The organism is Streptomyces tuirus (assembly GCF_014701095.1).
In the GTDB taxonomy this organism is placed as follows: Bacteria; Actinomycetota; Actinomycetes; order Streptomycetales; family Streptomycetaceae; genus Streptomyces; species Streptomyces tuirus.
This window is the reverse complement of record NZ_AP023439.1, coordinates 962,115-975,000: the sequence shown is the minus strand read 5'-3', so window position 1 is coordinate 975,000 and position 12,886 is coordinate 962,115. Positions and strand designations below refer to the sequence as shown.

At 66.9% G+C, this 12,886-nt stretch carries 11 protein-coding genes and 2 rRNA genes (1 of these 13 running past the window's edge); 12 read left to right on the top strand and 1 reads right to left on the bottom strand.

Annotated elements, in window-relative coordinates:
- From IGS69_RS04635 to IGS69_RS04580, 12 genes are all read left to right on the top strand, one after another.
- Positions 1–1,699: ribosomal RNA gene (locus IGS69_RS04635) — 23S ribosomal RNA — on the top strand; it begins 1,422 nt to the left of the window's first position.
- Positions 1,700–1,789: 90 nt separating this feature from the next.
- Positions 1,790–1,906, top strand: a 5S ribosomal RNA gene (gene rrf / locus IGS69_RS04630).
- Positions 1,907–2,015: 109 nt separating this feature from the next.
- On the top strand, positions 2,016–2,624 hold the full coding sequence (locus tag IGS69_RS04625; RefSeq protein ID WP_190897239.1) for a CDP-alcohol phosphatidyltransferase family protein: 609 nt from the start codon (positions 2,016–2,018) through the stop codon (positions 2,622–2,624).
- A gap of 114 nt (positions 2,625–2,738) precedes the next feature.
- The gene (locus IGS69_RS04620; protein WP_190897237.1) at positions 2,739–5,234 is read left to right on the top strand and encodes a mannose-1-phosphate guanyltransferase; all 2,496 of its coding nucleotides are present in this window, start codon (positions 2,739–2,741) and stop codon (positions 5,232–5,234) included.
- Positions 5,235–5,332: 98 nt separating this feature from the next.
- Positions 5,333–6,247 (top strand): DUF881 domain-containing protein, encoded by a 915-nt coding sequence (locus tag IGS69_RS04615; protein ID WP_190897235.1) that lies wholly within the window; start codon positions 5,333–5,335, stop codon positions 6,245–6,247.
- A complete protein-coding gene (locus tag IGS69_RS04610) occupies positions 6,244–6,576 on the top strand; it encodes a small basic family protein (protein ID WP_003988855.1) in 333 nt (110 codons plus the stop codon). The genes IGS69_RS04615 and IGS69_RS04610 overlap by 4 nt, the downstream gene beginning before the upstream one ends.
- A gap of 5 nt (positions 6,577–6,581) precedes the next feature.
- Positions 6,582–7,520 carry a DUF881 domain-containing protein gene (locus IGS69_RS04605; RefSeq protein WP_232543432.1) on the top strand — a complete coding sequence of 313 codons (939 nt, stop codon included), beginning with the start codon at positions 6,582–6,584 and terminating at the stop codon, positions 7,518–7,520.
- A gap of 61 nt (positions 7,521–7,581) precedes the next feature.
- Positions 7,582–8,535 (top strand): FHA domain-containing protein, encoded by a 954-nt coding sequence (locus IGS69_RS04600; RefSeq protein ID WP_190897234.1) that lies wholly within the window; start codon positions 7,582–7,584, stop codon positions 8,533–8,535.
- A gap of 53 nt (positions 8,536–8,588) precedes the next feature.
- Positions 8,589–9,326 (top strand): transcriptional regulator FtsR, encoded by a 738-nt coding sequence (gene ftsR / locus IGS69_RS04595; protein ID WP_190897232.1) that lies wholly within the window; start codon positions 8,589–8,591, stop codon positions 9,324–9,326.
- Positions 9,327–9,410: 84 nt separating this feature from the next.
- Positions 9,411–9,884 carry a bifunctional nuclease family protein gene (locus IGS69_RS04590; RefSeq protein ID WP_190897230.1) on the top strand — a complete coding sequence of 158 codons (474 nt, stop codon included), beginning with the start codon at positions 9,411–9,413 and terminating at the stop codon, positions 9,882–9,884.
- Positions 9,885–10,199: 315 nt separating this feature from the next.
- Positions 10,200–10,883: a MerR family transcriptional regulator gene (locus IGS69_RS04585; protein ID WP_190897228.1), complete on the top strand. Its 684-nt coding sequence runs from the start codon at positions 10,200–10,202 to the stop codon at positions 10,881–10,883.
- A gap of 201 nt (positions 10,884–11,084) precedes the next feature.
- Positions 11,085–12,539, top strand: a complete 1,455-nt coding sequence (locus IGS69_RS04580; protein WP_190897226.1) for a DNA polymerase IV — start codon at positions 11,085–11,087, stop codon at positions 12,537–12,539.
- Here the strand turns inward: IGS69_RS04580 and IGS69_RS04575 are convergent.
- Positions 12,458–12,832, bottom strand: coding sequence for a PRC-barrel domain-containing protein (locus tag IGS69_RS04575; protein WP_031104789.1), 375 nt, complete (start codon positions 12,830–12,832; stop codon positions 12,458–12,460). The two genes, IGS69_RS04580 and IGS69_RS04575, sit on opposite strands and share 82 nt — an antisense overlap.
- Positions 12,833–12,886: the final 54 nt, after the last annotated feature.

The following is a 12,886-nucleotide window of genomic DNA, read 5'->3' as shown; positions in this document are numbered from 1 at the left end:
AGGGTTCCTGGGTCAAGCTGATCTGCCCAGGGTAAGTCGGGACCTAAGGCGAGGCCGACAGGCGTAGTCGATGGATAACCGGTTGATATTCCGGTACCCGCTGTGAAGCGTCAAACATCGAGCATCGTGATGCTAAGGCCGTGAAGCCGCCCCGGAGCCTTCGGGCAAAGGGGAGTGGTGGAGCCGCCGGACCAAGCGGTTAGTAGGTGAGTGATGGGGTGACGCAGGAAGGTAGTCCATCCCGGGCGGTGGTTGTCCCGGGGTAAGGGTGTAGGCCGTGCGATAGGCAAATCCGTCGCACATAAGGCTGAGACCTGATGCCGAGCCGATTGTGGTGAAGTGGATGATCCTATGCTGTCGAGAAAAGCCTCTAGCGAGTTTCATGGCGGCCCGTACCCTAAACCGACTCAGGTGGTCAGGTAGAGAATACCGAGGCGTTCGGGTGAACTATGGTTAAGGAACTCGGCAAAATGCCCCCGTAACTTCGGGAGAAGGGGGGCCACACCTGGTGATCCGTTTTGCACGGTGAGCTGGGGGTGGCCGCAGAGACCAGCGAGAAGCGACTGTTTACTAAAAACACAGGTCCGTGCGAAGCCGTAAGGCGATGTATACGGACTGACGCCTGCCCGGTGCTGGAACGTTAAGGGGACCGGTTAGCTCCATTTCGGTGGGGCGAAGCTGAGAACTTAAGCGCCAGTAAACGGCGGTGGTAACTATAACCATCCTAAGGTAGCGAAATTCCTTGTCGGGTAAGTTCCGACCTGCACGAATGGCGTAACGACTTCTCGACTGTCTCAACCATAGGCCCGGTGAAATTGCACTACGAGTAAAGATGCTCGTTTCGCGCAGCAGGACGGAAAGACCCCGGGACCTTTACTACAGTTTGATATTGGTGTTCGGTTCGGCTTGTGTAGGATAGCTGGGAGACTGTGAACTCTGGACGCCAGTTCAGGGGGAGTCGTCGTTGAAATACCAGTCTGGTCGTGCTGGATGTCTAACCTGGGTCCGTGATCCGGATCAGGGACAGTGTCTGATGGGTAGTTTAACTGGGGCGGTTGCCTCCTAAAGAGTAACGGAGGCGCCCAAAGGTTCCCTCAGCCTGGTTGGCAATCAGGTGTTGAGTGTAAGTGCACAAGGGAGCTTGACTGTGAGACCGACGGGTCGAGCAGGGACGAAAGTCGGGACTAGTGATCCGGCGGTGGCTTGTGGAAGCGCCGTCGCTCAACGGATAAAAGGTACCCCGGGGATAACAGGCTGATCTTCCCCAAGAGTCCATATCGACGGGATGGTTTGGCACCTCGATGTCGGCTCGTCGCATCCTGGGGCTGGAGTCGGTCCCAAGGGTTGGGCTGTTCGCCCATTAAAGCGGTACGCGAGCTGGGTTTAGAACGTCGTGAGACAGTTCGGTCCCTATCCGCTGTGCGCGTAGGAATATTGAGAAGGGCTGTCCCTAGTACGAGAGGACCGGGACGGACGAACCTCTGGTGTGCCAGTTGTTCTGCCAAGGGCATGGCTGGTTGGCTACGTTCGGGAGGGATAACCGCTGAAAGCATCTAAGCGGGAAGCCTGCTTCGAGATGAGTATTCCCACCTCCTTGAGAGGGTAAGGCTCCCAGTAGACGACTGGGTTGATAGGCCGGATATGGAAGCACGGTAACGTGTGGAGTTGACCGGTACTAATAGGCCGAGGGCTTGTCCTCAGTTGCTCGCGTCCACTGTGTTGGTTCTGAAACCACGAACAGCCCCACGTGCCACACGTGGTGCGGCATTGTTCGACAGTTTCATAGTGTTTCGGTGGTTATAGCGTAGGGGAAACGCCCGGTTACATTCCGAACCCGGAAGCTAAGCCTTACAGCGCCGATGGTACTGCAGGGGGGACCCTGTGGGAGAGTAGGACGCCGCCGAACTCCTTTTATAGCTCCGGCTCTTGGGCATACAGCCCGAGAGCCGGAGCTTTTTTGCGTTGAGGTAAGGTCAGGGAGCATCGTTGGCTCGTTTCCCACAGGAGGCCCCCGGGTGGAGGTTCAGGAGACTCGCGTCCAGACGGACCGTGTGCTCACCATCCCGAACATCCTCAGCATGGCCCGCCTCGTCGGTGTGCCCGTCTTCCTGTGGCTGATCCTGCGTCCTGAGTTCGGTGGGCCCAAGAGTGACGGGTGGGCCCTCCTGGTGCTGGCCCTGAGCGGCGTCAGCGACTATCTGGACGGCAAGCTCGCCCGGCGCTGGAACCAGATCAGCAGCCTCGGCCGGCTCCTCGACCCCGCGGCTGACCGGCTCTACATTCTCTCGACCCTGGTCGGCCTCACCTGGCGGGAGATTCTGCCCCTCTGGTTGACCGCTGCACTTCTGGCGCGGGAGCTGGTTCTGCTGATCATGGTGGGCATCCTCCGCCGGCACGGCTATCCGCCGCCCCAGGTGAACTTCCTGGGCAAGGCCGCCACCTTCAACCTGATGTACGCCTTCCCCCTGCTTCTGCTCAGTGACGGAAGCGGATGGATCTCGTCACTGGCTGCCATTTTCGGATGGGCGTTCGCCGGATGGGGTACAACGCTGTACTGGTGGGCAGGAGTCCTCTACGTGGTACAAGTCCGCCGCCTGGTCCGTGCGGACGCCATGGCCGATTGAACTCTCGGATGGTCCTGCTGCCGTAGCGGAGCGATGGCCCGTGCTGGATAAGTGAGGGACAATCCTGGCGGGGGAAGTCGGCTAGACCGTCTCTTTGAGGAGGACGCTTCCGACATGAAGGCCGTCGTGATGGCCGGAGGCGAAGGCACGCGCCTTCGTCCGATGACCTCAAGCATGCCCAAGCCGCTCCTGCCGGTGGCCAACCGGCCGATCATGGAGCATGTTCTTCGGCTGCTCAAAAGGCATGGGCTCAACGAAACAGTCGTGACTGTCCAGTTCCTGGCTTCGCTCGTCAAGAACTACTTCGGTGACGGCGAAGAGCTCGGTATGGAGCTCACCTATGCCAACGAGGAGAAGCCACTCGGTACCGCCGGAAGCGTCAAGAACGCCGAGGAAGCGCTGAAGGACGATGCCTTCCTCGTCATCTCCGGCGATGCGCTGACGGATTTCGACCTCACCGAGCTCATCAATTTCCACAAGGAGAAGGGCGCGCTGGTCACGGTCTGTCTGACGCGTGTGCCCAATCCGCTTGAATTCGGTATCACCATTGTCGACGAGGAAGGCAAGGTGGAGCGCTTCCTCGAGAAGCCCACCTGGGGCCAGGTCTTCTCCGACACCGTGAACACCGGCATCTATGTGATGGAGCCCGAGGTCTTCGACTATGTCGAGCCCGATGTTCCCGTCGACTGGTCCGGTGACGTCTTCCCGCAGCTGATGAAGGAAGGCAAGCCCATCTACGGCTACATCGCCGAGGGCTACTGGGAGGACGTCGGCACGCACGAGAGCTATGTGAAGGCGCAGGCCGATGTCCTGGAGCGCAAGGTCGACGTCGACATCGACGGGTTCGAAATCTCCCCGGGCGTCTGGGTCGCCGAAGGAGCGGAGGTCCATCCCGACGCCGTACTCCGTGGACCCGTCTATATCGGCGACTACGCCAAGGTCGAAGCCGGCTCCGAAATCCGCGAGCACACCGTCGTGGGCTCCAACGTGGTCGTCAAGAGCGGCGCGTTTCTGCACAAGGCCGTCGTCCACGACAACGTCTACGTGGGGCCCCACAGCAATCTGCGCGGCTGCGTGGTCGGTAAGAACACCGACATCATGCGCGCGGCGCGGATCGAGGACGGGGCGGTCATCGGTGATGAGTGCCTGATCGGTGAAGAATCGATCGTCCAGGGCAATGTCCGGGTCTACCCGTTCAAGACCATCGAGGCCGGTGCCTTCGTCAACACCTCGGTGATCTGGGAATCCAGGGGCCAGGCGCACCTCTTCGGTGCCCGTGGGGTCTCCGGCATCCTCAACGTGGAGATCACGCCGGAACTCGCGGTGCGTCTCGCCGGCGCGTACGCCACGACGCTGAAGAAGGGCTCGACCGTCACCACGGCGCGGGACCACTCGCGTGGTGCCCGTGCGTTGAAGCGGGCGGTGATCTCCGCGCTGCAGGCCAGCGCGATCGACGTGCGGGACCTCGAGAACGTGCCGCTGCCCGTGGCCCGGCAGCAGACCGCGCGTGGCAGTGCGGGCGGCATCATGATCCGTACCACGCCCGGTGTTCCGGACTCCGTCGACATCATGTTCTTCGACGGGCAGGGTGCCGACCTCTCGCAGGGCAGCCAGCGGAAGCTGGACCGGGTGTTCGCGCGGCAGGAGTACCGCCGGGCCTTCCCCGGTGAGATCGGTGACCTGCATTTCCCGGCCAGTGTCTTCGACTCGTACACCGGGTCGCTGCTGCGCAACGTCGACACGACCGGGATCGCGGACTCCGGGCTGAAGGTGGTCGTGGACGCCTCCAACGGAAGCGCGGGACTGGTGCTGCCGAGCCTGCTCGGCAAGCTCGGAGTCGACTCGCTGACGATCAACCCCGGTCTCGACGAGTCCAGGCCGACCGAGACGGCCGACATGCGGCGGTCGGGAATGGTGCGACTCGGGGAGATCGTGGCGTCCTCGGGAGCCGCGTTCGGTGTGCGGTTCGACCCGGTCGGTGAGCGGCTGTCGCTCGTCGACGAGAAGGGGCGGATCATCGAGGACGACCGGGCGCTGCTCGTGATGCTGGACCTGGTCGCCGCCGAGCGGCGCAGTGGGCGGGTCGCGCTGCCGGTGACCACGACCCGGATCGCCGAGCAGGTGGCGGCGTACCACGGGACACAGGTCGAGTGGACGACCACCTCTCCCGACGACCTCACGCGCGTCGGCGGTGAGGAAGGGACGATCTTCGGCGGCGACGCAAAGGGCGGCTTCATCGTCCCCGAGTTCAGCAGCGTGTACGACGCCACCGCGGCCTTCGTGCGGCTCATCGGACTCGTGGCCCGGACGCAGCTCACGCTCAGCCAGATCGACGCGCGCATTCCGCGGGCGCACGTCCTGAAGCGAGACCTGGCCACCCCGTGGGCCGTCAAGGGGCTCGTGATGCGGCGGGTCGTCGAAGCGGCCGGAGATCGCTTCGTGGACACCACGGACGGTGTGCGGGTGGTGGAGACCGACGGCCGCTGGGTGATGGTGCTGCCCGACCCGGCCGAGGCCGTGACCCACCTGTGGGCCGAAGGGCCGGACGACGCCTCCGCGCAGGCCCTGCTGGACGAATGGTCGGCTGTCGTGGACAGCGCCGGCCGGTAGAACGGGCTGCACGCGTGCGTGCCGGACAAGTGTCCCCAACGGGGCCTGTCCGGCACGCCGGTGGGGCCGTTCGGAGGTAGTGCACGCGACGTGCGACGATGTGCGGCATGCCGCAGCAACCCCCCATTCGGAGCACACCCACGCGGCCCAGGCGCCCGGATGCGTCCATGTCGTTGCTCACCAACGTCATGGACCACAGCCTCGACGACGGATACGCCGAGGCCGCCGAGCGCAAGAAGGCCGCGGGTGACAGCGGCATGCCGAAGACGCTCCGGGCGAAGCTGGGGCTCGCCGCCGGTCTGGTGCTCGCGGCCCTGGTCGTGACCGTCGGAGCGGCGCAGGCGCGGGTCGCCGCCCCGGTCGTGGCCAAGGAGCGGGAAGAGCTGGTCGACCGCATCGACCAGGAGACCGAGGCGGCGGACAAGCTGGAGGACTCCGTCGACGAGCTGCGCGCGGACGTCAGCGCACGGCAACGCGAGGCGCTGAAGCACAGCGGTGGCAGCGCGGACTCCGATCTTGTCGGCCTCCTGTCCGGCGCGGTCGCGGTGCACGGCCCCGGTCTGAAGCTCGTGGTGAACGACGCCAAGGAAGCCGCCTCGGGCGGCGACGGCGACCCGCGTGCGACCTCCGGTTTCTCCGACACCGGCCGGGTGCGTGACCGGGACATGCAGCGCGTGGTCAACGGGCTGTGGGAGTCGGGCGCCGAGGCCGTCTCGATCAACGGGCAGCGGCTGACGGCGCTGTCCGCGATCAGGGCCGCGGGGGACGCCATACTGGTCGACAACAAGCCGCTGGTACCGCCGTACACGGTGCAGGCGGTGGGGGACGGGCACCGGCTGAACACGCGGTTCCAGAACAGCGCGGACGGGTTGTATCTGAACGCGCTGCACGAGAGCTACGGCATCAGGACAGGCATCTCCGTGGAGGACGACCTCCGGCTGCCTGCCGCACCGAGTGTGACCGTACGCACAGCACAGCCGAGCATTGAGAAGAGCGAGAAGGGCACATCGTGATCGCCGTACTGGGCCTCGTCGTGGGAGTCGTGGCCGGCCTGTTGGTCCGGCCTGAGGTTCCGGCGGTGGTCGAGCCTTATCTCCCGATCGCCGTCGTGGCGGCGCTCGACGCCGTGTTCGGCGGTCTGCGGGCCATGCTCGACGGCATCTTCGACGACAAGGTCTTCGTGGTGTCGTTCCTGTCGAACGTGGTCGTGGCCGCGTTGATCGTGTTTCTGGGCGACAAGCTGGGCGTGGGCGCCCAGCTGTCCACCGGTGTGGTGGTCGTCCTCGGCATCCGGATCTTCTCCAACGCCGCGGCGATCCGCCGGCACGTGTTCCGGGCGTGAGGCCGATGAGCGATCACGACGAGAAGCCGGTCAAGCCCGCCGAGGAGCGGGGCGACGCGCGCGACGACAGCGCGAGGTCCGGGAACGGGCTGCGCAAGGAGCTGCCCCAGGAGGTGCCCGCGACGGTGCCCGCCGCCCGGGAGACTCCCGAGGAGCCGGAGCGCCGGCAGGCAGCGGAACCGCAGCAGACGCCGGAACCGAAGCCCGACCCCGAGCCGCGGCTGACCGGGCGGGAGCGGCTGGTGCAGGGGGTGTGGCCGCCGCGTGTCACCCGGGCACAACTGATCGTCGCGGTGCTGCTGTTCGGTCTCGGATTCGGCTTGGCCGTGCAGGTGGCCTCGAACAGCGACAGCGACAGTGCCCTGCGTGGCGCACGTCAGGAAGATCTTGTTCGCATCCTCGATGAACTGGATGACCGTACTCAACGTCTTGAGGACGAGAAGCAAGGTCTCGAGAAGCAGCGCGACGAGCTGGAGAACAGCTCCGACCAGGCCGAGGAGGCCCGGAAGCAGACGATCGAGAAGGAGAGGCAACTCGGCATCCTCGCGGGCACGGTGGCCGCGCAGGGGCCCGGCATCACCATGACGATCCAGGACACGAAGGGGACGGTCGAGGCGGACATGCTGCTCGACGCGATCCAGGAGCTGCGCGCGGCGGGTGCGGAGGCGATCCAGGTCAACGGCGTACGGGTCGTCGCGAGCACGTATCTCACGGACTCGGGCAAGGGCGTGGGCGTCGACGGGAACAAGATCAACGCGCCCTATCGTTTCAAGGTCATCGGCAAGTCGCAGGACCTCGAGCCGGCGCTCAACATCCCCGGAGGTGTGGTGCAGACTCTCGAGAAGGAACAGGCGACCGTCTCGATCGAGCGGTCCGCCGACATCGTCGTGGACGCCTTGCGAGCAGCGAAGCGGCCTGACTACGCTCGGTCGTCCTCGCAGTGAACCGGGGGTGCATGGGCGGCGTTCGGCGAGGGCATGAGGTTGCGGGGGGTCGGCGCACCGAATGGGCGGTGCGTGGTGGAAACTGTCTGGTGCAGACGGACGTTGTCAGGATGTCCGGGTCGGCCAGAGTGTTCAGTCAGGGTTCGTCCTGCCCCACGGGCGGGTCTGTTTCGGTCAAGGGGAATCGCCCGTGAAGTTGTTTGCGAAGTTGTTCGGCAAGAGCGCGCGAGAAGGCAGCGACAATGCGACCGCTCGCCATCGCGCACAGCCTGACGCGGAGGGCCAGCGGCCGCTGTTCCGGGACCAGGTCGGCGGCCCGGGCGGCGATGTTTCCGGTGGTCAGGGCGCGCCGTCGGTTGACCCTGCGCAGCCCGGCGGCATAGGTTTCGGGCAACCGTCAACCTCAAGTGCGGGTGGAGGGTTTTCCGACCCGTATGCGTCCAACGCCCCCGGTGGGCAGCCGCGGCAGGAGGATCCCATGTCGGCCCTGGTGTGTACGAGGTGCGGTAACCGCAACGCGGAGAACAGCCGTTTCTGCTCCAACTGCGGCGCGCCGCTGAGGGCGGGAGCGACGCCGGAGCGTCCGTCCGAGACGACCTCCACGATCTCCATTTCGGGTCTCGAGGCCTACGACAGTGAGACCACCGGCCAGACGCAGATGCCGACCCTGTCGCCGGAGGCGCAGGCCGCCGTCGACGCGCTGCCGCTGGGCTCCGCGCTCCTGGTTGTGCGCCGCGGGCCGAACTCGGGCAGCCGCTTCCTGCTGGACGGCGACCTGACCACGGCCGGCCGGCATCCGCAGAGCGACATCTTCCTGGACGACGTGACGGTGTCCCGGCGGCACGTGGAGTTCCGTCGTGCTCAGGACGGTTCGTTCACGGTGGCCGACGTGGGCAGCCTGAACGGCACGTATGTGAACCGGGAGCGGATCGACCAGGTCGCCCTGAACAACGGCGACGAGGTGCAGATCGGCAAGTACCGGCTGGTCTTCTACGCCAGCCAGCGGGGCTACTGACCGGGCTCGGTCCGGACAGGCCTCGGCGAAGGTCCATCCGTCAGGGAAGGTCCATGCTTCAAACACCGAGCGGCGGTGCCGGAAACGGCACCGCCGCCACGGACAGTGGGCTGATGAGCATCGGCGCGGTACTGAACGCGCTGCGCGACGAGTTTCCCGAAGTGACCATCTCCAAGATCCGCTTCCTGGAGTCGGAAGGGCTCATCGAGCCGCAGCGGACCCCGTCGGGGTATCGCAAGTTCAGCGCACACGACGTCGAGCTCCTCGGCCATGTCCTGAGGATGCAGCGGGACCACTATCTGCCTCTGAAGGTGATCCGGGAGCATCTGGCGGCCATGGAGCGCGGTGAGGCCGTGCAGCTGCCGGTCGTGGGCCGTCAGCGGGACGGTGCGTCCGTCCCCGAGCCGCCCGAGGGGCCCACAGCGGCCAGGATCGGGCGCGATGAGCTGCTCGCCGCGGTCGGCGTCGAGCAGCAGGAGCTGAAGGAGTGGGAGTCCTACGGGCTCCTCACTCCACTGGAGGACGGGGCGTACGACGCCGAGGCGGTCACGGTGGCGCTGCTCGTCGTCGAACTCGGGCGGTTCGGCATCGAGCCGAGGCACCTGCGGGCCATGAAGGCCGCCGCGGAGCGGGAGGCCGGTCTGGTGGACCAGGTGGTGGCCCCGCTCAGACGGCACCGCAACCCGCAGACCAGGGCTCATGCCGAGGCCCGCATCAAGGAGCTGGCGGGGCTCACGGTGAAGCTGCACGCCGCGCTGGTGCGGACGGCGCTCGGGGTGCGGCTGCCCTGAGGCGGCCGGCTGCCAGGGGCCGGATCAGGCACCCGATCCCGGCCCGACTACCCAAACGTCCCGGGCACAGCCTAGGGTTGCTGTGTGAACGAGCTCGATGTCGTAGGTGTCCGGGTCGAAATGCCCTCCAACCAACCGATCGTGCTGCTGCGTGAAGTGGGAGGCGACCGTTACCTCCCCATTTGGATCGGACCGGGGGAGGCGACGGCGATCGCCTTCGCCCAGCAGGGGATGGCTCCCGCGCGGCCGCTGACACACGACCTGTTCAAGGACGTGCTGGAAGCCGTCGGCCAGGAGCTCACGGAAGTGCGCATCACGGACCTGCGTGACGGCGTCTTCTACGCGGAGCTGGTCTTCGCCAGCGGCGTCGAGGTGAGCGCCCGCCCGTCCGACGCCATAGCGCTCGCGCTGCGCACCGGGACGCCGATCTACGGCAGTGACACGGTGCTCGACGACGCCGGTATCGCGATCCCGGACGAGCAGGAGGACGAGGTGGAGAAGTTCCGCGAGTTCCTCGACCAGATCTCTCCGGAGGACTTCGGCACCAGCAGTCAGTGAGCTCCTCGGGAGCGGCAGCGGTCGGAAGAGTCGTGTGGGCGGCCCGGCGGACGGTGTGGTCCGTGACGGGGCCGCCTCGCCGTTTGTGGGATGGGCCGCCGTTTGCGGGGATGGGTGAAATGCCCGCATGTGCCGGTGGCGCGTGAGAGCGTCATACGGCTTGTCCCGCACACATTCGGCTAGCCTTTCCCCGCGGTGGGGCACGGGAAACCACTCTCAGGGTGATTATCACTCGGCGTGGCGAGTGTGGCGATCGTTGACGCACCCCTGGTGACTGCCTACCGTCGAGAAGGCAGGTCAAGGACGGAGGTCGGCGTGAGAAGCAGCGGCGACGGTACGGCTGGGGGCGGCCCCGAGCGCAGTCTCAGGGCGAGCGGTCCGTACCCTCCCCCCGGCTCACGGCCCCTCCCGGGCGGGGGATGCCCCAAGGCCGGTGGTGCGGCCGATCACGCTCCGCAGCGACCGACAGCGGTGCCGAGCAGCGGAGGGACGACGTCCATGGCGTCCGAGCAGATCGGCTATCGCGGCCCCACGGCCTGTGCGGCCGCCGGGATCACCTACCGGCAGCTGGACTACTGGGCCCGGACGGGGCTCGTCGAGCCGAGCGTGCGCCCCGCCTACGGGTCCGGGACGCAGCGGCTCTACAGCTTCCGGGACGTGGTCGTCCTGAAGATCGTCAAGCGGTTCCTCGACACCGGGGTGTCGCTGCAGAACATCCGCACGGCCGTCCAGCACCTCAGGGAACGCGGGTTCAGCGATCTGGAGCGCATGACGCTGATGAGCGACGGTGCGACGGTCTACGAGTGCACCTCGCCCGATGAGGTCCATGCCCTGCTCCAGGGCGGTCAGGGTGTGTTCGGGATCGCCGTGGGCGTGGTGTGGCGGGACGTCGAGAGCGCCCTGTCCCAGCTGCACGGTGAGCGCATCGACACCGGCGAGACCCTGGTGGGGCCCAACCCGGCGGACGAGCTGGCGCGCCGGCGGAACCGGGCCGTCTGAGCCGTCGAGCGGCGCGGGATGCACGCGGTCGCAGGAGGCGGGACGTTTCCGCGCCCGGGCGTAAGAGGTTTCCGATGGGGCCTCGCGTGGTTCCGCAGCGGTTTCCGGTGGGGCGGCAGATGGTTTTCCGCAGCGGTTTCCGGTGGGGCGTCGGAGTTGCCGCGCGGGGCGTTGTCAGTGGTGTAGGGCAGCATCGGAGTTGTGAGAACCGCGCCCACGATCTTGCATCTCGACATGGATGCCTTCTTCGCTTCGGTGGAGCAGGCGTCCAAGCCGAGTCTGCGTGGGAAGGCCGTGGTCGTGGGCGGGCTCGGGCCGCGGGGGGTGGTGGCTACCGCGTCGTACGAGGCGCGGGTTTTCGGGGTGCATTCGGCGATGCCCATGGGGCAGGCCCGGCGGCTCGCTCCCAACGCGGCGTATCTCGTGCCGCGCTTCAGGCTCTACAAGTCGATCAGTGAGCGGGTGATGGAGCTGCTGCGTGCGCTGTCGCCTCTGGTGGAGCCGCTGAGTCTGGACGAGGCGTTCGTGGACCTGGAGGCCGGGGGAGTGGCATGGGACGAGCCATCGGCGCGGCTGGCCGGGGTCAAGCTGCGCGCGGACATACGGGCCGTCACGGGGCTCACGGGGTCGGTGGGGCTCGCCGCCTCCAAGATGCTCGCGAAGATCGCCTCGGAGGAGGCCAAGCCCGACGGGCTGGTGGTGATCGAGCCGGGGACCGAGCGGGCGATGCTCGGGCCGATGCCGGTGCGGACGCTGCCGGGGGTGGGGCCGGCGACGGGTGACCATCTGAGGCGGGCCGGGATCACCACGGTCGAGGAGATCGTCGAAGCGGGCGAGGACGAGCTGGTCCGGCTGCTGGGGAAGGCGCACGGGCACGGTCTGTACGCCATGGCGCTGGCGCGCGACGACCGGCCCGTGGTGGCGGAGCGCGAGACGAAATCGGTCTCGGTCGAGGACACCTACGACGTGGACATCCATGACCGGACGCGGGTCGGGCTGGAGGTGCAGCGGCTCGCCGAGCGCTGTGTGCGCAGGCTGCGCGGGGCCGGGCTGTCGGGGCGGACGATCGTGCTCAAGGTGCGGCGGTACGACTTCTCGACGCTCACCCGGTCCGAGACGCTGCGCGGGCCCACGGATGATCCCGCGGTGATCCGCGAGGCGGCGGCCAGACTGCTGGACTCGGTCGATACGACCGGTGGGGTGCGGCTCCTCGGGGTGGGCGTCAGCGGCCTGGCCGACTACACGCAGGAGGACCTGTTCGCCCAGGCGGCGGGGGAGCGGGCGGTCGCTCAGGGCACGGTCGAGGAGCACGCACTGACGGCGGCCGAGGAGCAGCCGTCGCTCGCCGAGCGGCGGTGGCCCGCCGGGCACGACGTGCGGCACGCCGAGTTCGGGCACGGGTGGGTGCAGGGCAGCGGCCTCGGGCGGGTCACCGTACGGTTCGAGACGCCCGACTCGGAGCCCGGGCGGGTCCGGACGTTCCGGGTCGACGATCCGGACCTGGAGGCGGCGGATCCATTGCCGTTGGTGTTACGAGGGCCGGATGGGGGAGGGGATGTGCCCGTGGCGGAGTCTCAGGCCGTCTCGTCGGTGCCCGCGAGCTTGCCGAAGTCGTGGTCCGGCAGCGGGGGCGGGGCGGCGACGTCGAGACCGTAGTGGTGGTAGAGCTGCAGTTCCTGCTCGGGGGAGAGGTGGCGGCCGACGCCGAAATCGGGGGCGTCCTTGATCAGGGCGCGTTCGAAGGGGACGTGGAGGGCGCCCTCGATCAGTTCGCTGGGCTCCAGGGGGACGAAGGCGTCCCTGCTGAACAGGCCGGTCCGTATGGCCGCCCACTCCGGTTCGCCGGTGGCGTCGTCGAGGTAGACCTCGTCGATCGTGCCGATCCTGGTCCCGTTGCGGTCGAACGCCTTGCGGCCGATCAGGTTGCGCGGATCGATGTCGGTTCGCACGGGCCCTCCACATGGTCGCACCTCATCCGTAAACACTACAAAACGGTACAAGCG